Here is a 25,159-nt window from a genome sequence, read left to right as displayed (position 1 = left end):
TAAGGAGACAGCATGCAGCAAAAAACCAGCAAACTATTGATTTTTATACTCGCTCTCCTGGTGGTGTTTTGTCCACTGGGGATCGATCTGTATTTACCCGCATTCGTCAATATGCAACAAGACTTAGCCGTCAGCGAGGCACAAATCCAACAAACCGTCGGGATTTATATGCTGGCCGTTGGTCTTGGACAGTTACTTGCCGGCCCCCTGGCCGATAAATATGGCAGACGGCCCATCGCTTTGTTCGGGATTATCTTGTTCGGTTGCGGCGCCTTGCTGGCCACTTTATTGGATGAATGGCACTGGATTATGGTCGCCCGCGTGCTTCAGGGGTTAGGTGCCTGTGCCACCTTTGTTAGTGCCTTTGCCATTGTTCGAGATAGTTTTGGACATAAGGGCAGTGGCCAGATGATCACCTACCTCAACGGGATTGTCTGCTTTATTCCGGCCCTCGCCCCAATTTTGGGAGCCTGGCTCACAATAGAGTTTGGCTGGCGTAGTAATTTTACTTTTCTGAGCGGGTTTGCTGCCATCGGCCTCATCCTGGTACTGACACTGTTTCGGGAAACTAAACCTGACAGCACTGTATACTCAGGTCACCTGTTGGATTTACGTCGCTTCCAACCCATGCTGAGTAGCCCTCAGTTTATGTTCAATGCCTGTATTACTATGGTGGGGATGGCTGCCATGCTGGTATTTGTGGTTGGTGCGCCTGGTTGGCTCATGACTGTGCTGAATCGACCCGTCGAAGAATTTACCATGTGGTTTACTATCAATGCTGCCATCAGCATTGCTGCCAGTTTTATCGCACCGCATTTTATCAAGCGTAATTCACAGCAGGCACTGCGGTTTGGCCTGAGCTTGTTTACACTCGGCGGTGTATTACTGTTGATGGCACCACAAAGCCACCCGCTTGCCTATCTGTTACCTATGTATCTGGCATCCGTGGGGTTTGCTTTTACACTTGGCGCCGCCGCAGGCAATGCCCTTGCTCCATTTGCCAATCAGGCAGGGACGGCATCGGCACTGATTGGGGTGATGCAAATGAGTGGTGCCGGGCTGCTGGCTATGCTCAGCCAGCCACTGGTATTACCTGCACCGCAACAATTGGCTGTACACCTGCTACTCGGGCTGCCTTTCCTGTGTTTGCTATTTAGTCGCTGCAAAGACAACCTGCATAGTCCAGCCTGATAACCTAAACACATCAATTGGTATCATTATCCTTTAAATAGGCACTGCACAGATAATGATACCTATTTTCATTCATTTTAAAGAATAAATATTCTACATATCCAGACTTCCCCTAATACTCTTTTATTCTAAATGAAGAATAATTAATTCCTAAAAATTCCATCAAAGTGGAAAAATTCTTCTTTACGTTAGCGCAATATTACGTCTATCTTAATAAGCGTTAACCAGCGGTTAGCAATGTAACCAAGTTAAAATAATTATAAATTGTGAGATAATAATAATGACATTCAACAAGTTTACGACTTCACTCCTACTTGCCGGCCTGTGTGCAGCCACTACCGCACAAGCAAACGACGACAGATTCATCATCCAGGTAGATAACAGCAAAAAAGGTGTAGTTAAAGCGCTGGCCAAGAAAATGGGCGCTGAGCTGCACGTTGACGGTGATGGTTTCCTGGCAGCCACATTTAGCGGCAAAGCGCTCAGTGAAGTGAAGGGACTCCTTAACAATCCACACATCAAACTGATTGAAGTAGACCAGAAGCGTCAACTAATGGGTTTGTATAACGACGATGCCGGCGACCCGATGCAGCAACAGGTTGCCCCTTATGCGTATTATCAGTCACAAGCCAACCAGGTGACCTTTAACGCCAATGCCGGCATGAAAGTCTGCGTTATCGACTCAGGTCTGGACATGTCAAACCCAGACTTTATCTGGGGTAACATCACCGGAGACAATGACTCTGGCACGGGTAACTGGTATGAGCATGGTGGCCCGCATGGTACGCACGTAGCCGGTACTGTGGGTGCTGCGGACAACAATATCGGTGTGATTGGTATGGCACCTGGTGTAGACATGCACATCATTAAAGTATTCAACGCTGAAGGATGGGGTTATTCATCGGACCTGGCCCACGCAGCAAATCTGTGTAGTCAGGCAGGTGCCAACATCATCAGTATGAGTCTGGGCGGCGGCGGTGCAAACAGTACCGAAGAAAATGCCTTCGAAAGTTTTAATAATGCTGGCGGTCTGGTGGTTGCAGCCGCAGGTAATGACGGCAACAATGTACGCTCCTACCCTGCCGGTTACCCGTCAGTCATGATGGTCGGCGCGAATGATGCCGACAACAACATTGCTGACTTTTCTCAATTTCCAAGCTGTCAAAGTGGCAAAGGCAAAAATGCAGCTGAAGATGAAACCACTTGTGTTGAAGTAACAGCCGGTGGCGTTGATACCTTGTCAACTTACCCGGCAGGCCTGGCTACATCGTCCAGCCTGAACGTTGATGGCGCAGTATTCGCTTCATCGGCAATGGAGAACAGCGGCAGCGTCTCTTCATCAGTTTACTTTATGGGCACAGCAGAAGCTACCGATGCCAACGCCAGCGGTAAAGTCTGTCTGATTGACCGGGGCAATATTTCTTTCCATGACAAAGTGGCTAACTGCGAAAATTCAGGCGGTGTTGGTGCCATCATAATCAATAATGAAGCAGGTATGCTGTATGGCACACTGGGTGATACCAATGCCACCAGTATCCCGGCGATTGGTGCAGCACTGGAAGACCGCACAGCCCTGCTGGCTGCCTCTACTGCAAATATCGTCATCGGTACATCCGATTATGGTCTGATGAGCGGGACTTCAATGGCAACCCCGGCAGTATCTGGTATTGCTGCATTAGTCTGGTCAAATCACCCAGATTGTACCGGTCAGGAAATCCGTGCCGCACTTAAAGCAACGGCACAAGATAGCGGTGCGGCGGGTAAAGATGTGTACTTTGGCTACGGTATTGTTAAAGCGGCAGATGCAGATGCTTATCTGACTGCCAACGGCTGTGCCGGCGGCGGTAATGGTGGTGACCTACAGCTAACGGCTAATGGGTACAAATTAAAAGGCAGCAAATATGTTGACCTGAACTGGCAAGGCGCCTCAACATCTCAGGTAGATATTTTCCGTAACGGTAGCAAGATTGTCACAACCAGCAACGATAATAGCTACACAGATAGCATCAGTGGTAAAGGTGGCGGTAGCTACTCTTATCAGGTTTGTGAGCAAGGCAGCACATCGGCTTGTTCTGCGAGTCAGACTGTTGTGTTCTGATACTGAGCAACTTAGCGGATAACATGCCGTAGCGCGCTCCCGGGGTAGACGGACGAGCGCACGTCAAGTTAGCTGAGTATCCCCAACCAATTTTTTATGCGGGCATATGTCCGCATTTTTTATGGGCTTTTTATTTTAAGCTGGGTACACTAAGGGCAACCTTGTCTATCAGAGTGCAACATGCTGAACCCCGAATTACTCGCCTCTTTTTTATTTGCCAGCTTTATTATTGCCATTGCTCCGGGCCCTTCAAATGCCTTTTTAATGGCTCAGACTTTTACTAATGGTCGGACTGCTGGCATGCAAAGTGCCTTCGGCTTTGCCCTCGGCGGTGTGGTCCATACCCTGTTTGCTGTGATTGGTTTGTCGGCCATTCTCAAAGCATCAGAAACCGCCTATACCACAGTACAATATTTAGGTGCTGCTTATCTTGCCTATCTGGGTATACGCACTTTTAAAGACACGCTCTCCAAGTCGAGTGACTGTGATGATGAAAAGCCCCATGTAAGCAATAAGAAACAGCAAAATGTCATGTTCCAGGCAATGATGACCGAGGTATTAAACCCTAAAGTAGCGCTATTTTTTATTGCCTTTATTCCCCAGTTTGTTGATCAGAGCCTCACAACATCAACCACAGTGCAGCTGGCCATGTTCGGTTTACTCTACCCGATCCTAGCCTTTCCCATTGATTGTGTGTATGTTTACAGCGGCGATAAAATTGCCGGTTATTTTCGCGCTCACCCCAGTGCGCCAATTTGGATAGACAGGATCTCTGCATTTATCTTCGTCGCACTGGCAATTAACTTATTACTATGAGGTAAGTATGGACACCAAGTCGCAGGTTATTCCGGCTAAAAAACGTATCGCACTGGTTGCACATGATGGTAAAAAACAAGCCATGGTGAGCTGGTGTCAGTCACACCTTGATAAGCTCGCTATGCATCAGCTGTATGCTACAGGAACAACAGGTAGCCTTATTGAAAAAACGTCGGGCCTGCCTGTCCATAAACTTCTGAGCGGTCCAATGGGTGGGGATCAACAGCTTGGTGCAAAAATTGCCGAAAATGAAATTCATATGCTTATTTTTTTCTGGGATCCCATGGCCTCACAGCCCCATGATCCAGATGTAAAAGCCCTGCTCAGGCTAGCCGCCGTATGGAATATTCCGGTCGCGTGTAATGAAACTACCGCAGATATGTTGCTCTCTTCGATGATGATGACCACTCCGATAGAGCGCCAGTTACCTGACTACGAGCAGTATCTGTCAGAACGACTGGAGCGCTAATGCTTGTAGAAGCAAAGCCGAGGCTGTCTGGTTACTTATGGCCCCGATAAAGCAAGCTGCGCAATGTTTACAGAACTTTCGCGCAGCTTATCCACTCAGATAGAGTGTGACATTAAGCCGTTTGGTAAAGCCTGTTCGCCCATTTAGTCAGGCCGGCTGTAACGCTACCAAAGTTGTCACCATTAACCATAGGTATATCACCCAGACGCTGCTGTAATGCCAGCTTTAACAGCGGAGATTGGGCACTTCCCCCGGTCAGATAAATCACATCGGGCTGTGTTTTGGCTTCAACAATCGCTTGTTCAGCCAGCGCCGCGGCTTGTTCCAGACAGCTGGCTACCGATTCAGCCATAGTCTGCGCACTCACCTTGACATTCAATGCTTTGTCCAGAAAGTCCAGCGGCACAACCTGTTCTTCTTGCTCCGACAGGGCGATTTTAGCCAACTCCCCCTGACGTACAAATTGGTGGGTCATTTTGTTTTTTTGTATCTTTAACAAACGCTGTAGTTTTTCAGGCTCGCATACATCTCTTAGCATGCCAGTCAACTCGCGTTGCATCTGCTCGCTGTAGAAGTCGCTTTGCATCTGAATGTCGTTAATTTTACACGCCTGCCAGAACAGAGGATTTGGCAAAGGTAACCCTGATGTGAACTGACCACCTAAGCCGCACACCGGCATAAGGGTATGAAAGGCCAGTGCGATATCCAGATCATTGCCTCCGATCCGCTTACCACTGTGAGCTAAAAAGTCGGCACTACGGTCGGCTTTATCACGAAAGCTCGGGCCCATTTGCACAAAGGAACAGTCGCTGGTACCGCCTCCAATATCAACCACCAGTACTTTCTGATCTTCAGTCAGACGCGACTCGTAATCAATGCCAGCCGCCAGCGGCTCATACAGAAACTCCACGTCTTTAAAGCCTGCTCTCTTTGCGGCAACAGTCAGGATATCGATTGCCTGACGATTGCTTTGCTCGCCACCAATCGCCTGGAAGTTCACAGGACGACCAATGACAGTATGATTCAGGGAATATCCCAGATGATGCTCTGCCCGGCTTTTTATTTCCATAATCATGGCCGTGGCGATATCTTCAAAAAACGCAAGCTGCGCCGGCTTCAGACCAACGGCACCAAAGAAGGACTTAGGGGATTTCACAAAGTACCCTTCTTCCGGGAACGCAATATACTCATCTATTGCCTGCTGACCGACAAACAGACCCTGCTCTGTCGGTTGTAAGTCCAGTTCGCGTCTCGCCATTGCGGCGCTACTGAGCAGAGGTTTACGTGCACTTTGGTAGTCAGTAGCAAGCATCGAGCCTGCCAGTTTGTGTGCCACAAACTCACTCACCAGGCTATTGTGTAAAGCGTAAAGTGTCGATGGCAGATAGTGCTTACCCTGCTCCAGCGGAACCAGTGTCACGTCACCCTCTTGCATCACGCCGATTGCGCAATTGGAACTACCGTAATCAAATCCTGCTATCATTTTTCACCTCACGACCATAAAAAAGGTCGCGCACTGTATCACAGCAAGGTGGCAAGTAAAAGTCTCAACCCATTGGGGCTCACACCTTATAGTGGCTGCCTTGTTCTCAAAAAGCGAGCAAATCGCGGTTTACCGAACTTAGTGATCCCCTGAAATCTATATGTCACGACACTGCCAACCGGGGGCGGATTTCGTCGCTGTGCATCAGTAAAGCCACTGCCAATCTTAAATACCTTTCCCTGTGCTGTTTTCACCCTAATCGCCCCCATCATCCCCTGATACTTTCCTTTACCCGGCAAATGGGCAATCACCTCGGCTTCGGCGTCAAAATAGGGTTTATACTTCAAGATTGCCGATGTCCTGCCCTGTTGATGAAGTGCCTGACGCTCATGCAGCATCACCCCTTCCCCACCACGCGCCAAAACCTGTGCAAAAAAGTCATCGAGCTCGGCCTTAGTTGAAAGGTGATGCTGAGTTACCGCACGAATATGCGGCTGTGCCAGCCGATTGATCAGCTGGCTATATACCTGATAGCGCTGCACAAAGGGGGCCGTAATATCCGGTGCATCAAAGATCAGGTATTGAACCTGCCGCCAGTCCTGATCCGAAGCCTTATGGCGGCGTACCACCGCACTGACAAACTCAAAGTTCTCGTACCCCGCCCACAGCTCCCCGTCGAGTGCTATGTCTGGCAAAGCTGAAGTAAACCAATGCGGAGCATGGATCTGTTGGCCACTGCGGGTAACCAGTTGTCTGCCATTCCAGATAGCCCGGACACCGTCAAACTTTTCGCTCACCAGATAGTGCATGACCGGACGTTGTGCCTGGTATACTTTGGCAAGTTGTACAGCTGGTGTGGAATTACAATAGGCGGGCTGCAATTGGCACAGACAGACCAGCAGCAACCACCCAAACAGTTTGGTGTGCATACTACGCTCCTTGTAGAGTTAGAATCCTATTTCTTTCACTATCAGAGCATAGCGTGGGTTGACAAAAATGCCAGCCGACGACTTTAAAGTGACGCGCAAAAAGACAACAGCAAAACTGCCACCTAATCTTGACCGATAAGGCGCTCAATTAAGGGCAGGGCCGACTGCAACGAGCTTTCCTGCCACGCTGCGCGCGAAAAGTCCTGTTTAGCTGAATGCTGATTAGGGATCACCAGCACCTGAAGCCCCGCGGTACAGCCCGAAGTGAGCCCGGTTGTAGTATCCTCAATCGCGATGGCTTGATCGGGTGAAACGTGTAATGATACCAAAGCTTGGATATAAGGTTCAGGGTGTGGTTTTGGATGTTTTACATCATCTTTGGTAACGATACACTCAAAGAAGTGCAACAGGTCATAGTGTTCCAGTACCGGAATGGCTTCAGCTCGGGTGCTGCCAGTCACCAGCGCCAGTTTACAATGCTGTGCCGTATAGCTCAGGATCTCTCTGGCATAAGGCATGAGCCTGGGCCTGATGGTGGCCGAGGTGTCGACAAACAGACGATTTTTTTCCTCACACAATGCCTGCGCATCATGGGGCAGCTGATGGCGCTCGCGCAGAATCTGTGCCGTTTTCAGCGTAGGCACACCAGAAAACTCATCACAGAAAGCCAGCTCGCTATAAGTGATATCAAAAGGCGCCAGTACGCGTTGCCAGCTATGGTAATGGAGCGCTTCCGAATCCGCCAGCGTCCCATCAAAATCAAACAAGATTGCCTTTAAATTCATCATCACTCCTTCATTATTGGTCTTACTCTGCTTTGGCAGGTGGCTCTGCGTGCGCAACATCACCTGTGTCTTTTTCTACCAGCTCGTAACCGCGGGGTTTGCGAATCACTTTCAGTACCGGTTTATCGAATGCCGTTTGCAACCGAGTAAAATCGGCTTTCAGGTCATCAATGCTCTGGCCATAAGGCGATTCACCGGTCTCCGACCAGTTGACCGCCTTACCATTTTCATTGTACTCAACCGCATGTACCTGATATTGCTCTGGCGCATCTTTACTAGCTTCGCAATAGATAACGCGGTAGTTCCAAAATGCGGACATTTTCTCTTCCTCTAAAATTCTGTCTAAACCAGCTGTACTTTACCAGTACTGGGGCATGGTTGCATGACAGTATTAATAAAAAACCCGTGAATGCCGAGCATTCACGGGTTTTCGCTTTAATTTTCCGTGAAATTAAAAGAATTTCACTTTGAACTCAGCACCAACAAAGCGCTCTTCGTTCAGCATACCTGTGTTGTTGTTGAAATCTACACCACCGATAACCACCTGCTCATCGAACAGGTTACGTACAAACGCCGACACTTCATAGTCGTTGTCGCCCGAGTTCCACGCGTAGCCCGCACGTACACCGGCTTCAAACAGCGCTTCGCCTTTAAACTCAACCGACTCATACAAGAAGAAGTCGATTTCACTGCGGTAAGACAGGTCGGTGTATACAAAGAACTCACCGTCTTCCAGTTCTGTGGTATAACGCAATGTCGCGTTTGAGATCCATTCTGGCGCATGCGGTAGGCTATTGCCATCCAAAATCGCGCGTGCTTCTGGACCATTTGGTCCTTCAACCATGTAAGTAGGATCAGTCACTGTACACTGAGCACATACAGCTACTGCCAGCGAATCATCATCCAACTCAGTTTTGTTGTAGCTCAGATTAAAGGTTGCATTTAGCTCGTCCGTTAATACCCATTCAGTATCCAGCTCAAAACCATAACCTGTAGTTTTATCGGCATTGATCAGACGGTTAAAGTTAGAGCCGCCGCCTACTGCGGTCAATTGTTGGTCATCCATCTGGAAATAAAACACAGTTGCGTTCACACGACCCTGACCATCCAGTACGTCTGACTTCACACCAAATTCAATTGAGTTAGTAGTTTCTGACTCAGCTACAGTCACAACGTCACCGAACAGGATACGACCCTGAACACTTGGCGCACGGAAACCATTTGCCAAACGACCAAACAGGTTAACATCATCCGTCAGCTTGTAAGTTGCACTTAGATCCCAACTCACGTGACTGTCACTTGGATTTGCACGACCTTCCAGGAAATCAGGGGAACCGTTCCAAGGTGTAGGGTTGTCCGTTCTTTTTGCGTAAAAATCTTTTTCATCGTCTGAGTAACGTAAGCCCAGAGTCACGTCCAGCTGCTCAGATACAGTGTAATCGAAAGAACCGAATAGTGCCCATGCCGATGTTTCTTGCTCCTGAACTGCATAGCCGTTTTGCAGACCATAGTTGCCAGCAGCTTCATCGTATGCGCCTGTGTCGAAGCTAAAGCTTTCAATAGTCAAATCTTCTTCAAACAGGAATAAACCAACCTGGTAATTGAAGTCACCCGAAAAGTTGCTTGAAAGGCGAAGCTCCTGAGTGTACTGATCATGCTCAGGGATGGCATCCGCTGTTTCAGAAGAAAACGGAATGAAACCTGGCCCCATTGTCGGGGCAAAATTATTACCATAACCACCGTCAACGTCTGCACGTGAATAAATTTCAGCGCTTTCCCAGCCAGTGATTGAGGTAATGGTGTGCTCTTTTAGATCCCATTCCAGTTTCAGACTAAGGCCTTGCGTGTCTACTTTCTGAGTCGCACGAGACGCTGCATCCTGATAAACCACATCGTTATCATACAATGGGTTAATGTTGTTGGAGCCTTTTTCAATCAGATTAGCACGGAACGGGATTGGACGGCCTTCCAGATCACGTACGTGGTAGTTCAACAAACCTGTGAAGTCATCGCCTTCGTACAGGAACTGTACGCGCGCAGCCTTCTCGTTGTAACCACCCAGAGAATCCTCTTTTTCAAAACCAGGCGCTTTCACGTCAATGTAGTCTGGCTTGTCCTGAACCAGCAAAGAAACACGTGTAGATATTTTATCTGTCAAGCCGGTACCAGCAGCACCCTCAAAGTCAATTGAGCTGTTGCTACCATAAGAAACTGCGGCATAGCCATCAAATTCCTGGCTTGGCTTTACGCTGTCGAACTTAACCAGACCTGCTGGCGTGTTACGACCAAATAATGTGCCCTGAGGGCCACGCAGTACTTCAATACGCTCGATATCGAATACAGGGAAGCCTTTTAGGATTGGGTTTTCCTGAACAACTTCGTCAACCACCAAAGAAACTGGCTGCGAAGCATTCAGATCGAAGTCGGTGTTACCCAGACCACGAACATAAAAGCGTGGGAATGTACGTCCGAATGAAGATTCAACCGACAAACTCGGGATCTTCGCATTCATAAAGCGGATATCCATACCAGCTGAGCTGTATGCGTCTAAGTTGTCGCCTTGTAAAGCAGACACAGAAACTGGCACTTCTTGTGCGTTCTCAACACGCTTACGCGCGGTGATTTGGATCACTTCCAGTTGATTACTTTTAGCTTGCGCTTCTTCTGCAAGCGTAGAGAATGAAGTACCTGCTACAGCAGAGAACAACGTCGCATTGATTAAAGTTGCTAACGTAGATCTTTTCATTGCTTTCATGTTGGGATTTAACCTTTTATATGCACTCTTGAGTTCAACGGTTTTGATTTGGGCGCCGTATCACAATGGCTGGTTCGCTCAATTTTACGCGCAAATGACGAGCAGCGCGGACCTCACTAGCGAGAGTGCAAAGCGGCTATGTGAGGCTGAACGAGACGGCCGTAATTATAGCAGCAAATTTTCAAATTGCTGCAATTATGCATATAAATTTTCCACATTTTTGTAAATATCGTGAAAGTTAGCTAAGAGTTAACAACTTTTCGCAACAAAAAGCCTCAAAATAAGGACAATTGTCCTTACCAAACTCTTGCCTATATGATGGCAGGAAACGGATTTACCGAATTGAAATACAGATGTCACTATCTCGCTCTACTCAATAACACATTGCAAGATACCACTAACGGAAACGCACAAGGTGAGATAAACCTGCTGCGCACACCTGTTCGTTTAATCGCAAAACAACGGTGTTCTTTAGCGGCTTACTCTGCGACGAAATATAATACAACCGGGCACCATCCGCCCAAAGATGGTAACCGGTGTCATGAAAGCGACGTCATTGTAATAAAGCGCCGTAACGAAAAGGAGGACATTAGACCGCACAGAGTCAACTTATTTATACTTAGTGCTTGTCTAGTTGGGTGGAGTGACCAGCTGGAGCAACTCGCTTTTAAGCGTATCGGGGTTATATTGGATCACGGCAACCGCAGCCGTTGGAAATATTGGCATTTCACCCGGTACCAGCTGATCAACCAGATAACTGACGATAGGCATATGCGCCACGACCAGCCAGGTATCCAGCGTGTCATGCATACTTATCAGAGTTTCCAGATAATCAACGGCCACTGCAGCATTACCACTGGGCACAATATCATGACACGTTTGGTCAAAAGACACAGAATTATGCTGCAACACCCCTTGTGCTGTTTGCTGTGCCCTGACGTAAGGACTCACCAGGACAGCCTGAGGAGGGAAATGCTCACTTAGCCACTGCCCCATGGCCGCAGACTGAGTCGTTCCGCGTGATGTCAGTGTTCTGGCTGCATCGTTAGCCTGCATAGGGCCCGCTTCGCCATGGCGCATGATCAGAATTGTTTTCATAGCACTCCGAAAAGTTGGCAAGAAAATTAAAGACAACCTGTAGCTATTGCCCCAAATTGTCCGCTATATTAAAACAAAAGCATCCAAACCTTAAGTTTAAAATACAGGCTAATTCAGAGGTGACCGGCTATCGCAACGACCCAAATGTCTGTTGCCAGCGTTAAGCCCGGAAACAGCAGCCACGTCTCTAACCACTATATCGGCGGCACACAATTGAAACTGAGTAATAATGATAAAAGAAATTATCGTCACCTGACACTGGACAATGGTCTTAAAATACTCTTGGTAGAAGATACTTCAAGCACCAAAGCCGCTGCATCATTGGCCATTAATGTTGGTCACTTTGACGATCCCCAAAGTCGTCAGGGCATGGCGCACTTTGTTGAGCACATGTTATTTCTCGGAACGAAAACCTTTCCGGCAAGGGGAGAGTTCTCTCAGTTTGTCAGCCAGGCAGGTGGACAGAGCAATGCATGGACCGGCACAGAGCACAGCTGTTATTTCTTCGATTGCCGCTCTGCCATGTTTGAACAGGCATTACACAGGTTTAGCGAGTTCTTTTATGCCCCGCTGTTCGCTGAAGATGCTTTACAGGATGAACGCAATGCTATTGACTCCGAATTCAATCTGAAAGTCAAAGACGACAACCGCCGGATCATTCAGGTACACAAGGAAACGGTCAATCCCGCCCACCCATTTGCTAAGTTCTCTGTCGGGAACCACAACACGCTGGCAGATCACAGCGGAGAGTTCAAACAAGAAATCGAAACCTTTTTTACAGCACATTATCAGGCACAATGGATGACCCTGGTATTGGCAGGCCCTCAGCCTCTGGAAGAGCTGGCACGACTGGCCAGACTCTATTTTAGCCCATTAACAGGCCACGATGCACCAAAGCCTGCCATTGACGTGCCACTGTATCGTCAGCAAGACCTTGGCCTGTTACTCCATATAGAGCCACGCAAGCACATGCAAAAACTGATTGTCAGTTTTGCGATGCCGGATGTCGAAAGGCTTTATAAGTTTAAGAGTCTGAGCTTTTTAGCTCATTTGCTTGGCTACGAAGGGGATGGCTCGCTGTACGCGATTTTAAAGAAAAATGGCTGGATCAACGCTCTGTCGGCCGGTGGTGGTGTGGATGGCAGCAACTTCAAAGATTTTAATGTCAGCTTTGCACTGACTGATAATGGCATAGAATACTACGAAGACATCGTTGAAATGTTGTTTGAGTATATCAGCCTTATCCGTGAACAAATTGCGCTACTTCCGGCGCTATACGAAGACAAAAAACGCCTGCTTGAACTGGCTTTTGAAAATCAGGAACAAAGTAAGCTCCTTGATTGGGTGAGTGCACTCAGTATTAACATGCATCATTATGAAGAAGATGACATTTTGTACGGTGATTATTGCATGAGTGCTTTCAATCATACCTTGCATGATGAACTCATGACGCTGCTATCTCCACACAATATGCGCTTGATACTTATCCACCCCGACATTACCTGTGAAAACGACGTCACCCGCAAGGTTGCGCAGTGGTACAATACGCCCTATCAGGTCGAACGAATTAATATAGAATGGCTCCAAACCCTTGAGCAGATTACCACCCCGCTTCCCGAAATGCGCTTACCTGCTGCAAATCCCTACCTGGCTTTTGAGAACCGCCTGTATGATATTGAGCCCGGCCGAAAAACTCCGACACTGTTGACAGACAGGCCCGGATTCGCTTTCTGGTTTAAGCAAGACACGCGCTTTCGTGTGACTAAAGGTCATTTTTATCTAGAAATCGACTCCCAGTGTTCGGTTGAAAACCATAAAAGCATGGCGATGACCAGGCTGTTCGCCGACTTATTTATGGACAGCGTGGCAGAGCAGTTTTATGCCGCCGAATTGGCAGGTCTGAGCTATCACCTGAGCTCTCATCAGGGTGGTCTGACACTGCAAACGGCAGGTCTGTCAGCCAGTCAGCTCAAGCTTGTGCTGCAACTAGTCGAGGCACTACTCAAACAGCCAATCAGCGCCACCCGTTTTGCAGAGTATAAAAAGCAACTGATCCGGCACTGGAAAAATCACAACAAGAGCAAACCTGTCAGCGAGCTATTTAGCCTGCTTGGTGCCCAGCTGATGCCCTGGAACCCAACGCCGGAGCAGTTAGCCAAGGCCCTGAAAAATATCAGTTTCAATGAGTTTTGCCTGTTTCGCGATAACTTTTTCAAGGCAATTCACATCAAAGCCTTTATGCATGGTAACTGGCAACTGGACCATGCACTGGATATGCAAAAGCAACTCCACGCTCTGTTTGCCTACAGTGAAATTCTGGACGACCTGAAAAAGCCGCTCAACCTGTTCTCTTCACATCAGCAAGTAGAGATCGAAAAACCTGGCGCTGAACACGCCTTTGTTGAATATATACAGGCCCCCACCAGCAGTGTCGATGACAAAGTCAAAATTATGGCCTTCAATCAACTGGTTAGCCAGGATTACTTTGAGTCACTGCGCACCCAACAACAGCTAGGTTACTTGGTTGGTGCGGGTTATGCTCCGTTTAATACCCGCGCGGGGATCGCGTTTTATGTGCAATCTTCCAATTACGACAGCGAAACGCTGCTGCAGCGTCATCATCAATACCTGACTGACCTGGTGACACAATTGGATAACTATGAAGACACGCAATGGATTCAGGTAAAAGCAGCATTACATGCCCAAATCGCTGAGAAAGATAAGAATCTGAGGCTACGCTCACAACGGTTATGGATAGCCATTGGCACCGATGATCATACCTTCTCCATGCAGGACAAACTCATCGAAGCACTCGATAACCTGACCTTTGAAGCGTTGAAACAATACATAATAAATCTGGTGTCCAGCGATTTTGCAAAAATCACACTCAGGTGTAATTAATAAACATCAGAACCTTCGCTAAGGTAGCGCCATTCATACCCGGCGCTTCTGAAACGTTTGATCTTCATCGCGAAAGTACCTTAGCAGCAACGAGGCAGGCTGACCTGACTCAAGTGCTTAAGACACCTATTCCCGCATAGATTTTATACATGCAGAGACAGTAGGTCCCAAATTAGGGATTTTTTCTGACATTCTTTTTGACTCTACACAGGGCTTAGATTAGATTAGCAATTGTAATTGACTCTTTAAGCCTTATGAAAAAAACAACAATTATAAAAACAATTACATCTATTTTGTTGCTTCAGACCTGGCCGACTGTGAGTGCGCCCGTGTCTTTGGAGGTAATGCAAAATTCACAGATGACACTAACGATTGTGGTGGGACTCATCACCGCGGTCACCTTGTGCTATCTGGTGATTGTAAATCGCAAAGCAAAACGCTCCCTCAGTGCGCTTAAACATTCAGAGCAACGCCTGAAAAGTACTGTAGAAGGCAGCGGCGACACACTTTGGGACTGGAACATCAACAGCGGTGAAATTGTGCGTATCAATGACAAATTCATGATGGATACCGCAACAGGTAAAAACTTCATTCCAAACGCCAGCCTGATACACCCTCTCGACCTGCCTCTGGTAGAAAAACAACTTAAGCTACATTTTGCTGAAAAAACGGCGTTTTTTGAAGCCACTTACCGAGTCAGAAACAGCCTGGATCAGTATCACTGGGTACTGGATAAAGGCAAAATCATTGAAAAAGATGACAACTTAAACCCGCTGCGTATGACGGGTACAATTCGCGACATAAACCACCTAAAGAGCACAGAAGAACGACTAAACCTGTTTGCCAAATGCGTCGAGTCTCTGACCGATGCGATTGCCATCTACGATCATCACTTCCGCCTGGTTGATTTGAACCCAAGCTACATCCGGGTGTTTGGTGGTGTTCGTGAACAATACATAAATACCGAATTTAAATTGCCCGGTTACGACGGCCAGTTTATCAGCCAGATAAAAGCGGCTCTAAAAAAGAGCGAACACTGGCAGGAAGAACTTAAGCTCTACGACCAGACTGGTACTATGCTGCCGATTGAAATATCCATTGACGAGATTAAAAATAACCACGGCCACATTACCAATTACGTTGTTGTGTTTTCAGACTTAACTGAACGTAAGAAAGCTGAATCACAGCTGCATAACCTGTCTAACCGGGATCGCACCACTGGACTGCCAAACAGGAACTTATTTTTCACCAACCTTAAGAAACTGGTTGATCAGAAACGCGACCACGCCCTGCTGGTGTTTGACCTGGATAACTTTAAGAAGATAAACGACTCTCTTGGCCACCAGCTGGGAGACAGCTTGCTTGCCAAGCTCGCCATGCGACTCAATAAACTGTGCCGTCAACAAGATACGTTTTATCGTCTGGGCGGCGATGAGTTTGCCCTGGTAATGTCGGGCACGAACGATATTCATACCATCACTAAAGCCGCGAAACAGTTTCTCGCGGTCATTGCAACACCATTTAAAATGGCGAATCATGAGCTGGTGATCACCTCTTCTGTTGGCATTGTGTTGTTTCCCGAAGATGGCAGCACACCGGAAATCTTGCTGAAAAATGCTGATACAGCCATGTACCATGCCAAGCAAAAAGGCAATCACTATCTGTTCTTTAATGATTCCATGAACGAACAGGCCGTTAAGCGTCTGCAAATAGAGAACCTGATGCGCTTTGGATTAAAAGAGGACCATTTTGTGGTGTATTACCAGCCCAAAATGGACATTGCAACCGGGGCACTCGTGGGCATGGAGGCATTGGTGCGCTTCATTACCCCTAAAAAAGGTGTGATCAGTCCGGGTTTATTCATTCCTATTGCCGAGGAAACGGGGCAAATTGTCGAGATTGGCGAAGTGGTGCTGGACAAGGCCTGTAAAGATGTCAAACGCTGGGTAGATCAGGGATTGTTTAATGGCCGTGTTGCTGTCAATTTATCCGCCAGACAGTTTAGTTTGCCTGACCTGACCGCACGCATAGATCTCATCTTGCAAAAGAATCAACTTCCTTCATATTTCCTTGAGCTAGAAATTACCGAAGGCACGGTTATGGACGATCCACAAGAAGCAATTTCAATTATGCGCTCATTGAGTTCACGTGGCATACACCTGGCGATGGACGACTTTGGCACAGGCTATTCCTCTTTAGCTTATCTGAAACAGTTTCCACTTAATACTCTGAAAGTCGACAAAGCCTTTGTCGATGATATGAACACTGAGCGTGGCTGCAACATGGTCGACTCGATTGTTACCATTGCCCACAATCTGGGCCTGCATGTGGTCGCCGAAGGTGTTGAACATGAACAACAACTGCAACAGTTGCAGCGCCTCAATTGTCAGACCATTCAGGGCTACTATTATGCTAAGCCTTTATCAGCACCAGAATTTGAGCAATTTCTTAAATCCCAGCTCGCCGATAAGCCCACTCTGCAACTGGTCAACTAGCCCCTCAAATGGCTTGTATCGCACACTTAGTCGACTCAGGCTCTTAACACTGCATATATACTTCCAACTTGTCTGAGCCATGTAAGGCGATAGTGAGTGCGAAATAGGATCCATACCACGGGGCCCGCACATGCAGCCAGAAATACCCAGGAGCGCCTCGTGACCCCGGTACAACGCAATTCATTAAACATCAGCAGTGCCCCAAGACACATAAATAAAGGATACAACACCAGCACACAGCCTCCCGACACTGTGATTCCATAGCAAATCCATGAAGCACAGCGTTCCACGTTAAGTAAATGGGTAATTTATTTCCCGCGCAGTGTATCTTAAGTTTAAAAAACACGCAAAAACATCGAAATTGTTGCAAAATATTGCATTATTTAATTTAATACGTCCCCAGAAACGCATGGTTTCTAACTTAGGTGCATGTAACAACACGCCCCTAAACTCGCAAATAATTGCTAACTTATTATTTTAAAAAGGTATTATTTGCTGCGACACGGATATAAGTCGTACCAGGTGGCACGTCAGGTAATAGACAAACCTGATGACCTGTCACTTTCGCTGGCGATCCGGTTTGATTTTCCTACACTTAGGTTAAGCCGAACGGGATTGGAAGCTTATACGTGCCAATTTGATTGCACTTTCACTGTGTTTCAAAGAGGGTTTTCTCTCATACAACCGGTTGAATGTTCAATGAAGTGGGCATTTGTCATTTTGGTCATGGTGTGGTTAGCAGTCAAAGAGCGGGAGAAAATTTCTCCTTGAGCAGATTTGAAATTGGAACTGTAAAGATAAATGGACTGGTTAACCTCTGTGCGGTTTAAGACGTATTTTTCTCGATAGAGTGAAATATACTGATATTGTTGCGCAGCTTAGATAAGGTTATTCAGGTATATTCTTATTTGGTCTTAACTGACTGATAGTTTTTACTTATTCCTAATTACAGAAATCTCACAAAAGCTGCTAAAATCAGCCCCATGTTGTGTTAATTTAATTTGTTATTTCAAGGACACGGGCTATGGATCAGAAATTCGTACATGAGTATTTACAGGCTAAGCCTGGGACCTTTATCACAAAACCGTTTGCACAGGACGTGGACGTTTACAAGGTGCAGCACAAGATGTTTGCCACCTTATATGAAGGGAAAGAGGGTCAAATGGGTGAGAATGGTGAGCCAGTTTGGTGGCTTAACCTAAAGTGTGATCCAGATGAAGCGCTATTGTTGCGAGACAAATACGCATCAATCGTACCTGGTTATCACATGAATAAACGATTATGGAACACCATCGTACTTGATGGCAGCATCCCGGAAGAAGAGATCAAACGCATGATTGATGATTCATATCAGATTGTGGTTGATAACTTACCCAGCGCACAGCGCGCAGAGCTAGACCGTCTCACAAACTCCTAACGAGACTGTCTTGATTGGCTTCCCTCGTACTTAGTGCGAGGGCCATTTTGTTTCCCTTCCCCAAAATCACACCATTGTCATTCTGATGTCAATTATCCCTGATTTAATTACAGTGATTTTCTCAACTCAGAATAAAGACAATGAAAAAAACACTGATCTCTTTAACGCTGCTTGGCTTGCTAAGCGGATGTAGCCTGGATGGCGATGACGGACAAGCAGGAAAGCAAGGCGAACAAGGTGTACAAGGCGAAGCCGGTAAAACAGGAGAGACCGGAGAAAAAGGCCCACAAGGCGAAACCGGTACTCAGGGTCAGCAAGGAGAGACTGGCGTAACCATGACTGGTACGCTGTCAGCTCAGTTAGTTGGTCGTGCTGTACTCAATGTAGAAAGCCCAGAAGGTGCAGCTGAAATAGTTGCCTATCATGCCCCCAGCCAACGCATCTTTGCCCTGGACAGCTCTGGCGATAGCCCGCAAATCGCGGTGATCCCGACCACACAAATTGATGCAGCAAAGCTTATTAAGAACAATGAAGGTGTCGTCACAAACACCAACCTGAATGTCGCTCAGACAATCGCAGTTAATGAAGTCGTCGCCGCAGATGCCAACAGTCTGGCAATCCATGGTGATATGCTCGCCATTGCGATGGCTCGCGCCACCGGACAAACAGGGTTTGTTCTGGTCTATAATATCGCTTCTGAGCAACCACAATTGCTGAAGACCGTTGAAGTTGGTTATCTGCCAGATATGGTTACCTTCAATCAGGATGGCAGCAAAATACTCGTCGCAAACGAAGGTGAGCCCGCTGGAGATTACAGTGTGGACCCGCAAGGCAGTATCGCCATTATTGACATTACTGACGGTCAGGTTGCCGATCAGGCCACACTACTGGGTTTCGAAGCGTTTAATGACCAGCAAGCTCAGTTACAGGCGCAAGGCGTGGTCTTCGCCAACCCAACCGGACGCACCATCAAAGGACAACAAATCAACACCAGTGTCGCGATGGACCTCGAGCCAGAGTATGTCACCGTCAGCAAAGATAACCGTTATGCCTATGTCTCGCTACAAGAAAACAATGCGCTCGCCATTGTCGACCTAAGTGATAACTCACTTACTATAAAGGGGTTAGGTTATAAAGACTGGGGTAACTGGAGCATGGATGCATCGGATAAAGACGGTGGTATTAACCTGCGCAAATATCCAGGCTTATATGGTATGTACCAGCCGGACTCCATCGCCGCCTACCAATGGCTGGGTGCCAACTTCATCGTGACGGCAAACGAAGGGGATGGACGAGAATACTTCTTCCCGGCTGCCAGTGAAGCTGAGTGTACAGCCAACGGTGGACTGGATTTTGATGAAGATGATGGCTGTCTGGCTTACACAGATGAAATTCGCGCCAAAGACCTGACATTGGCTGCGAACTTTACCGACGTAAACAACGACAACGATGACCTGGGCCGTCTGAAAGTGACAACAGTAATGGGCGATGAAGATAGTGATGGTCAGTATGAACGCTTGTATACGTACGGCGCACGCTCTTTCTCAATCTGGGATCATCGTGGTACACGCGTATTTGACTCGGGAGACGAAATTGTACGCATTACCACGGCATTACACGGTGAGCAGTTTAATAACGATGAAGATACCAATGAAGGTGACACTCGCTCAGATGCTAAAGGCGCAGAGCCTGAAGCACTGGCTTTGGGACAAATAGGTGAACGCACTTATGCCTTTGTTGGATTAGAGCGTATGGGCAGTATTTTAGTCTATGACATCACCAATCCGTTTAATGTCACCTTTACCACCTACCTGATCAATCGGGGACTGGAAGAAGGTGCCGACATTACCGGTGATCTGGCACCAGAAGGCATGATCTTTGTCAGTGCTGATCACAGCCCAACCAATACCCCTTTACTGGTTGTGGGTAATGAAATATCTGGCAGCATTGCCATCTGGTCACTCACCCAGAAATAAATGCCTTATCTTGTACTGTGGCTGCACTGTGCTGTACATTAATCTATGTGTATAGTTCAGTCACAGTACAGGGATCTTAATGACCAAAATTGCGTTACTCACCAGTGGCGGCGATGCCCCCGGCATGAACGCCGCTGTCCGTGCTATCGTGCATAGTTGTCAACACCATCAATATGAGTGCATCGGCTTTTTCCATGGTTACAATGGCTTACTAAACGATGAGTGGCAAGCCCTGACACATCGCGATGTTAGCAACATCCTGCAGTTTGGCGGTACTTTGTTAAAAAGTGCACGCTGCCCCGCTATGTGCACCCCAGATGGCCCAAAACAAGCGGCCAATACACTCCGCAAACACCAAATTGATGCGCTGATAGTGATTGGTGGAGATGGCTCCTTCCGTGGGCTCGAAGCGATTAAAGCACACTGGCAAGGACTGGTAATCGGACTACCCGGCACCATAGATAACGACCTGGCAGGCTCAGATAACACAATCGGCTTTGCCACAGCGGTCACAACTGCCACTCATGCAATCGACAAGATCCGCGATACCGCAAACGCGTTTGAGCGCGTATTTATTGTAGAAGTGATGGGCAGACACAGCGGACATATTGCGTTTAATGTCGGACTGGCAACGGGGGCGGAAGCCATTATGTCGTTCGAGAATTGTGACCCCAGCAATACGGCACCACAACTGGCACAACTGATTGCTCAAATCCAGATTCAGCAACAATACAACCATGAGAGCTTCGTCATAGTGTTAGCCGAAAACCTCTGGCCGGGCGGGCCTGATGCCCTGAAAATGCAGTTGGCTGAGCAAGCTGGTATTGACAGTGCAGTCTGTGTGCTCGGTCATATTCAACGCGGTGGCAGCCCTGCCCCTGAAGACAGGTTGCTTGCTACCGAATTGGGGTTAGCGGCAGTCGATGCCGTCGCCAATAACCGAGATCGGGTCATGATAGGGAAACAAGGGAACCAGATCCAGGAAGTCCCCCTGTCGTATTCAGTCAGCGCCGCCAAACCGGTTGACGGCCGCTGGGTTGAGGCACACAGTGATATCTTAACGGAGTATCTAATCAAACACAGTGAATAGCTCGGCATTGAGCCACAAATGAACCAAAATACTTGCGGCGTATCCCAGCGCAATGACAGGCGTCCATTTCAGATGGCCAAAAAAGGTATAGTAGCCTCGCGCCTGTCCCATTAACGCCACACCCGCCGCGGAGCCAATGGAAAGCAAACTGCCACCAACCCCAGCTGTTAGCGTGATGAGTAACCACTGACCATGCGACATGTCAGGCTGCATGGATAACACGGCAAACATCACCGGGATATTATCGACGACCGCAGACACAACACCTAAGAAGACATTGGCAGCCGTAGCAGACCAGCCACCATAGAGCAGCTCCGACATCAGGCTAAGATAGCCCAGAAAACCCAGTCCTCCAACACACATTACAATGCCATAGAAAAACAGCAAGGTATCCCATTCTGCCCGTGATACCTTAGCGAACACATCGAATGGAACCACATTGCCCAGCGCCTTGAGACGTTCCTGATCGCCGGCCTGCTCTGCTTCAGCTCGCTTACGGTCAAGTGAGTTGGGCAAAGTAGTCCGCAAAAAGTAGCCAAAGAACTGCAGATATCCCAGCCCCATCATCATGCCCAACACAGGTGGCAAATGTAGCAAACTGTGACATGAAACCGCGGTGGCAATGGTGATCAGGAAAAGTACCATAATTCGTCGGGCTCCGCGCTTTAACTCAACCACTTCGTCACTGGCCGCTGGCTTTTTGTTTTTCACAAACAAACTCATAATGACCGCCGGCACCAGGTAATTGGCCAGCGCAGGGAAAAACAAAGAGAAGAATTCAGCAAAATGGACAATACCAGCCTGCCAGACCATCAAGGTGGTAATGTCTCCAAACGGACTGAAAGCGCCCCCCGCATTTGCTGCCACAACGATATTAATACAGCTAAGGTTAATAAATTCCTTGTCACCCTGCCCGACTTTCATCACCACCGCACACATTAACAAAGCCGTTGTCAGGTTGTCCGCGATCGGGGAAATGACAAAGGCGAGAAATCCACTGAGCCAGAATAATGTGCGAAAGTTAAACCCCCGACGTACCATCCATACGCGCAAGGCATCGAATAGTCGTCGCTCTTCCATCGCATTGATGTAAGTCATGGCAACCAACAAGAACAACATTAGCTCAGAAAACTCGAGTAAATTATGCCGAAAGGCATGCTCTGTCAGCTCGGGGATATCATTCATGACGTAGTAACCGCCAATCATCATCCAGATCAACCCGGCCGCCACTAGTACAGGCTTAGACTTACGCATGTGAAGCTTTTCTTCCAGCATGACTAGGATATACGCCAATACAAAAATGGCGATGCAAAACCAACCCAGCAAAGCTGAGGTAAGATCAACAGGTGTTGCAACATGATTCGCCGCAGCCGACATGGCTGCAGGATGGCAGAGCAGAGTAGCTAAGGCGAGCAGAACATATAGCGAGTTTTTCATTAGTTATCAGGTCCGAAACGAGGTTAAAACGTGGTTAATTTTAGCGCGGCTACTTGATAGCATATTTTTCACACGACCTGCATTCGACACAAGTCTATAGTTCGCGCATGATTAAATTAATTAACGCCCGACAGACAATAAAAAACGGGTGTGTGACCTGCGTCACACACCCGTATGATACAATGATGAAATTTTATCAGTTGACCGAAAGAACAGGTCGACTATGCGTCTCGGTTACTGATCCACTCAATGGCAAGGATCAGCACTAAGCCGGCAACGGCGAGCAACACACACCCCAGTACGTAAGGATCCTGGCCTGATATTTGAGCGAACTCAGCGGGCAGTACATTTTGCTGAGTCAAAGGTTTTTCAATCCCTTTAGAGTTGGTATACGTCGTCAGTACCTGTTTCCAGGGCCAAAGTAAGTTCAAAGACCCCAGTAAAAAGCCGCACAGCAGTGCAAACGTCACTTGCTCAAAACGGCTTAGCAGCCATGATAATAAACGTGAAAACGCCATCAAACCAACCACACACCCACTCAGGAACAAGGCAATCAATAGTACCTCAACCTCATTGACCGCACTCAGTACATGACCATACATACCCAGCAGCAGCAGAATAAAACTCCCTGAAATGCCGGGCAAAATCATCGCACAAATGGCTATGGCGCCTGCTGCAAAATAGTACCAGGTTTGTGGCACCGCTTCCGCGGGCGCCAAAGAAGTTATGCCATACGCAATGGCTGCACCAGCCATACAGGCTGTTACCGTGCGCCAATCCCAACGGGTAACTTGCTTACCAACATGAATAAAGGACGCGATGATAAGGCCAAAAAAGAATGACCAGACAAATAATTGGTGATGTTCTAGCAAGTAAGTAATGAGCTTAGCCAAAGAAGCTGCACTGGTTAGCAGGCCCGCAAACAACACCAGTAGGAAGGTCCCGTCGATATGTCGCCATGCTGCCTGCAATCCGTCTGAGCGTAACGTTTTGATAGCGTCCAGGTTGACACTTTTGATGGCGCCAAGCAAGCGCGCATAAATACCGGTTATAAATGCGATGGTTCCGCCAGACACACCAGGCACGACATCGGCGGCTCCCATGCCTGCCCCTTTAAAAAACAACCAAATAAAATCACGTTTGGTATCAGTTTTATTGCTCAAAGCCTTCTCCATTGTTTTTTTCCGGCACGAGTTTACCGAAATTTTATGACGCTGCACATAGCCGAAAACAGATTACACTCAAGCTTTGCAACAAATAGCCGATACAAACGCAATAGAGTCATTAAGTACGTAAGCTATGTTTAAACATTCCCTGTTGCCACTCATAATCAGCTTGTTAGCAAGCTTTTGTATCTGTGCTGCCAGCACGTTTTCAAACGCAGCCGAGCACCAGCCACCTCCCAGTAAGTCATCCGTGTTTGACAGCGACTTGCGCTACTGGTTGAGCAGTGAAAAGCTGCTGACTATCAAAGATGAAGAACAGGAAATTGCCGTGTTGTTTTCTGAATATATGGCGGCGCCAAAACGCGGTATTATTGTGTTGCTGCCTGGTCTTGAACAAAGCCCTCTGTACAATAACGGTTTGAGTTACTTACACCAGACGCTCACGGACGATGGATACGATACTTATACACTGCCAGTTCCAGACCTTACCGAGGGCAATGATATTACGCAGGGCATTATGGAGGATGAGCCCAATGAGGTAAAAAGCACGGTACTGCCTATACTCAGCGAATTTGCGTTAGACAGTTACAAAGCTGCGTTAGTTGCTCGCTTTGAAGCACTCTACAAAACTCTGGCACTGCGTCAGCAAGAGCATATTGCGATTGTGGCGTTTGGTAACAGTGCGGGGCTTTTTGCAGAATATCTGGCGACCCTGCCCAATATTCGTGTCGATGCCCTGATCACAGTCAGCGCGCAACTAGCTAATGCACAACGCAACAGCCATTTACCAGCCAGCCTTTCTTTGGTTGCCCCCGCGCTGCTGGATGTATTCTATACTTTTGACAGTCCACTAGTATTGGATACCATTGATGAACGTCGGCGCTGGGCCAGACGTAACAGCAAACTCGACTATCGCCAGCGAGAATTGTTTGGCCAGCAGCACCAGCCAATGCAACATCAACGGCTACGCAAAGAGCTAACAGGGTTTTTACGCCGCCTTTAATCCGATGCTCAGCTGCTGCGTTTTTGTTTCAGTAGCTCATAGGCAGTGAT

General features: G+C 47.7%; 18 protein-coding genes. 10 read left to right on the top strand and 8 right to left on the bottom strand.

Annotated features, from left to right (window positions below; all coding sequences use genetic code 11):
• Positions 1-12 precede the first annotated feature (12 nt).
• The 4 genes from ELR70_RS10855 (at position 13) to ELR70_RS10840 (ending at position 4,574) form a co-directional block, all read left to right on the top strand.
• On the top strand, positions 13-1,191 hold the full coding sequence (locus tag ELR70_RS10855; protein WP_054014172.1) for a multidrug effflux MFS transporter: 1,179 nt from the start codon (positions 13-15) through the stop codon (positions 1,189-1,191).
• A 280-nt stretch (positions 1,192-1,471) separates the two neighbouring features.
• On the top strand, positions 1,472-3,289 hold the full coding sequence (locus tag ELR70_RS10850) for a S8 family serine peptidase (RefSeq protein WP_054014173.1): 1,818 nt from the start codon (positions 1,472-1,474) through the stop codon (positions 3,287-3,289).
• A 180-nt stretch (positions 3,290-3,469) separates the two neighbouring features.
• Positions 3,470-4,105 (top strand): LysE family translocator, encoded by a 636-nt coding sequence (locus tag ELR70_RS10845; RefSeq protein WP_054014174.1) that lies wholly within the window; start codon positions 3,470-3,472, stop codon positions 4,103-4,105.
• 7 nt (positions 4,106-4,112) lie between these two features.
• Positions 4,113-4,574, top strand: a complete 462-nt coding sequence (locus ELR70_RS10840) for a methylglyoxal synthase (RefSeq protein WP_054014175.1) — start codon at positions 4,113-4,115, stop codon at positions 4,572-4,574.
• Between the two features lie 112 nt (positions 4,575-4,686).
• Here the strand turns inward: ELR70_RS10840 and yegD are convergent, their stop codons facing one another.
• The 6 genes from yegD to sixA form a co-directional block, all read right to left on the bottom strand.
• Positions 4,687-6,057 (bottom strand): molecular chaperone, encoded by a 1,371-nt coding sequence (gene yegD / locus ELR70_RS10835; RefSeq protein WP_054014176.1) that lies wholly within the window; start codon positions 6,055-6,057, stop codon positions 4,687-4,689.
• A gap of 86 nt (positions 6,058-6,143) precedes the next feature.
• Positions 6,144-6,986, bottom strand: coding sequence for a DNA ligase (locus tag ELR70_RS10830; RefSeq protein WP_054014177.1), 843 nt, complete (start codon positions 6,984-6,986; stop codon positions 6,144-6,146).
• A gap of 122 nt (positions 6,987-7,108) precedes the next feature.
• Complete coding sequence (locus ELR70_RS10825) at positions 7,109-7,774, bottom strand: HAD family phosphatase (protein WP_347232132.1); 666 nt, start codon at positions 7,772-7,774, stop codon at positions 7,109-7,111.
• Between the two features lie 19 nt (positions 7,775-7,793).
• Positions 7,794-8,090, bottom strand: a complete 297-nt coding sequence (locus ELR70_RS10820; protein ID WP_054014179.1) for a hypothetical protein — start codon at positions 8,088-8,090, stop codon at positions 7,794-7,796.
• 132 nt (positions 8,091-8,222) lie between these two features.
• Positions 8,223-10,526, bottom strand: coding sequence for a TonB-dependent receptor (locus ELR70_RS10815; protein WP_054014180.1), 2,304 nt, complete (start codon positions 10,524-10,526; stop codon positions 8,223-8,225).
• 630 nt (positions 10,527-11,156) lie between these two features.
• Positions 11,157-11,624, bottom strand: coding sequence for a phosphohistidine phosphatase SixA (sixA, locus tag ELR70_RS10810; RefSeq protein ID WP_054014181.1), 468 nt, complete (start codon positions 11,622-11,624; stop codon positions 11,157-11,159).
• A gap of 213 nt (positions 11,625-11,837) precedes the next feature.
• Between sixA and ELR70_RS10805 the strand changes: the two genes are divergently transcribed.
• The 5 genes from ELR70_RS10805 (at position 11,838) to ELR70_RS10785 (ending at position 21,503) form a co-directional block, all read left to right on the top strand.
• Entirely contained in the window at positions 11,838-14,525 is a 2,688-nt protein-coding gene (locus ELR70_RS10805; protein WP_054014242.1) for an insulinase family protein, read from the top strand.
• Between the two features lie 344 nt (positions 14,526-14,869).
• Positions 14,870-17,020 (top strand): bifunctional diguanylate cyclase/phosphodiesterase, encoded by a 2,151-nt coding sequence (locus tag ELR70_RS10800; protein WP_200908188.1) that lies wholly within the window; start codon positions 14,870-14,872, stop codon positions 17,018-17,020.
• Between the two features lie 1,024 nt (positions 17,021-18,044).
• Positions 18,045-18,437, top strand: coding sequence for an MmcQ/YjbR family DNA-binding protein (locus ELR70_RS10795; protein WP_054014183.1), 393 nt, complete (start codon positions 18,045-18,047; stop codon positions 18,435-18,437).
• Between the two features lie 140 nt (positions 18,438-18,577).
• Positions 18,578-20,413, top strand: a complete 1,836-nt coding sequence (locus ELR70_RS10790) for a choice-of-anchor I family protein (RefSeq protein WP_054014184.1) — start codon at positions 18,578-18,580, stop codon at positions 20,411-20,413.
• 79 nt (positions 20,414-20,492) lie between these two features.
• Complete coding sequence (locus ELR70_RS10785; protein WP_054014185.1) at positions 20,493-21,503, top strand: ATP-dependent 6-phosphofructokinase; 1,011 nt, start codon at positions 20,493-20,495, stop codon at positions 21,501-21,503.
• On the opposite strand, the gene nhaD is transcribed toward ELR70_RS10785, so the two are convergent.
• On the bottom strand, positions 21,483-22,940 hold the full coding sequence (gene nhaD / locus ELR70_RS10780) for a sodium:proton antiporter NhaD (protein WP_200908189.1): 1,458 nt from the start codon (positions 22,938-22,940) through the stop codon (positions 21,483-21,485). The two genes, ELR70_RS10785 and nhaD, sit on opposite strands and share 21 nt — an antisense overlap.
• Positions 22,941-23,161: 221 nt before the next feature.
• On the bottom strand, positions 23,162-24,043 hold the full coding sequence (locus ELR70_RS10775) for a DUF368 domain-containing protein (protein ID WP_082353121.1): 882 nt from the start codon (positions 24,041-24,043) through the stop codon (positions 23,162-23,164).
• A gap of 196 nt (positions 24,044-24,239) precedes the next feature.
• Here ELR70_RS10775 and ELR70_RS10770 point away from each other — a divergent pair, with 196 nt between their 5' ends.
• Positions 24,240-25,109 carry a DUF3530 family protein gene (locus ELR70_RS10770; RefSeq protein WP_082353111.1) on the top strand — a complete coding sequence of 290 codons (870 nt, stop codon included), beginning with the start codon at positions 24,240-24,242 and terminating at the stop codon, positions 25,107-25,109.
• The last annotated feature ends 50 nt before the right edge of the window (positions 25,110-25,159 follow it).

This window comes from Pseudoalteromonas sp. R3, assembly GCF_004014715.1.
In the GTDB taxonomy this organism is placed as follows: Bacteria; Pseudomonadota; Gammaproteobacteria; order Enterobacterales; family Alteromonadaceae; genus Pseudoalteromonas.
This window is presented reverse-complemented; position numbering and strand designations above follow the sequence as displayed.

Coding starts and splice junctions, on each gene's coding strand:
- ELR70_RS10820 (WP_054014179.1), bottom strand. CDS start 8,090: ATGTCCGCATTTTGGAACTACCGCGTTATCTATTGCGAAGCTAGTAAA.
- ELR70_RS10795 (WP_054014183.1), top strand. CDS start 18,045: ATGGATCAGAAATTCGTACATGAGTATTTACAGGCTAAGCCTGGGACC.
- ELR70_RS10855 (WP_054014172.1), top strand. CDS start 13: ATGCAGCAAAAAACCAGCAAACTATTGATTTTTATACTCGCTCTCCTG.
- ELR70_RS10770 (WP_082353111.1), top strand. CDS start 24,240: ATGTTTAAACATTCCCTGTTGCCACTCATAATCAGCTTGTTAGCAAGC.
- ELR70_RS10785 (WP_054014185.1), top strand. CDS start 20,493: ATGACCAAAATTGCGTTACTCACCAGTGGCGGCGATGCCCCCGGCATG.
- ELR70_RS10815 (WP_054014180.1), bottom strand. CDS start 10,526: ATGAAAGCAATGAAAAGATCTACGTTAGCAACTTTAATCAATGCGACG.
- ELR70_RS10800 (WP_200908188.1), top strand. CDS start 14,870: ATGCAAAATTCACAGATGACACTAACGATTGTGGTGGGACTCATCACC.
- ELR70_RS10830 (WP_054014177.1), bottom strand. CDS start 6,986: ATGCACACCAAACTGTTTGGGTGGTTGCTGCTGGTCTGTCTGTGCCAA.
- ELR70_RS10850 (WP_054014173.1), top strand. CDS start 1,472: ATGACATTCAACAAGTTTACGACTTCACTCCTACTTGCCGGCCTGTGT.
- nhaD (WP_200908189.1), bottom strand. CDS start 22,940: ATGAAAAACTCGCTATATGTTCTGCTCGCCTTAGCTACTCTGCTCTGC.
- ELR70_RS10845 (WP_054014174.1), top strand. CDS start 3,470: ATGCTGAACCCCGAATTACTCGCCTCTTTTTTATTTGCCAGCTTTATT.
- ELR70_RS10790 (WP_054014184.1), top strand. CDS start 18,578: ATGAAAAAAACACTGATCTCTTTAACGCTGCTTGGCTTGCTAAGCGGA.
- ELR70_RS10825 (WP_347232132.1), bottom strand. CDS start 7,774: ATGATGAATTTAAAGGCAATCTTGTTTGATTTTGATGGGACGCTGGCG.
- sixA (WP_054014181.1), bottom strand. CDS start 11,624: ATGAAAACAATTCTGATCATGCGCCATGGCGAAGCGGGCCCTATGCAG.
- ELR70_RS10840 (WP_054014175.1), top strand. CDS start 4,113: ATGGACACCAAGTCGCAGGTTATTCCGGCTAAAAAACGTATCGCACTG.
- ELR70_RS10775 (WP_082353121.1), bottom strand. CDS start 24,043: ATGGGAGCCGCCGATGTCGTGCCTGGTGTGTCTGGCGGAACCATCGCA.
- yegD (WP_054014176.1), bottom strand. CDS start 6,057: ATGATAGCAGGATTTGATTACGGTAGTTCCAATTGCGCAATCGGCGTG.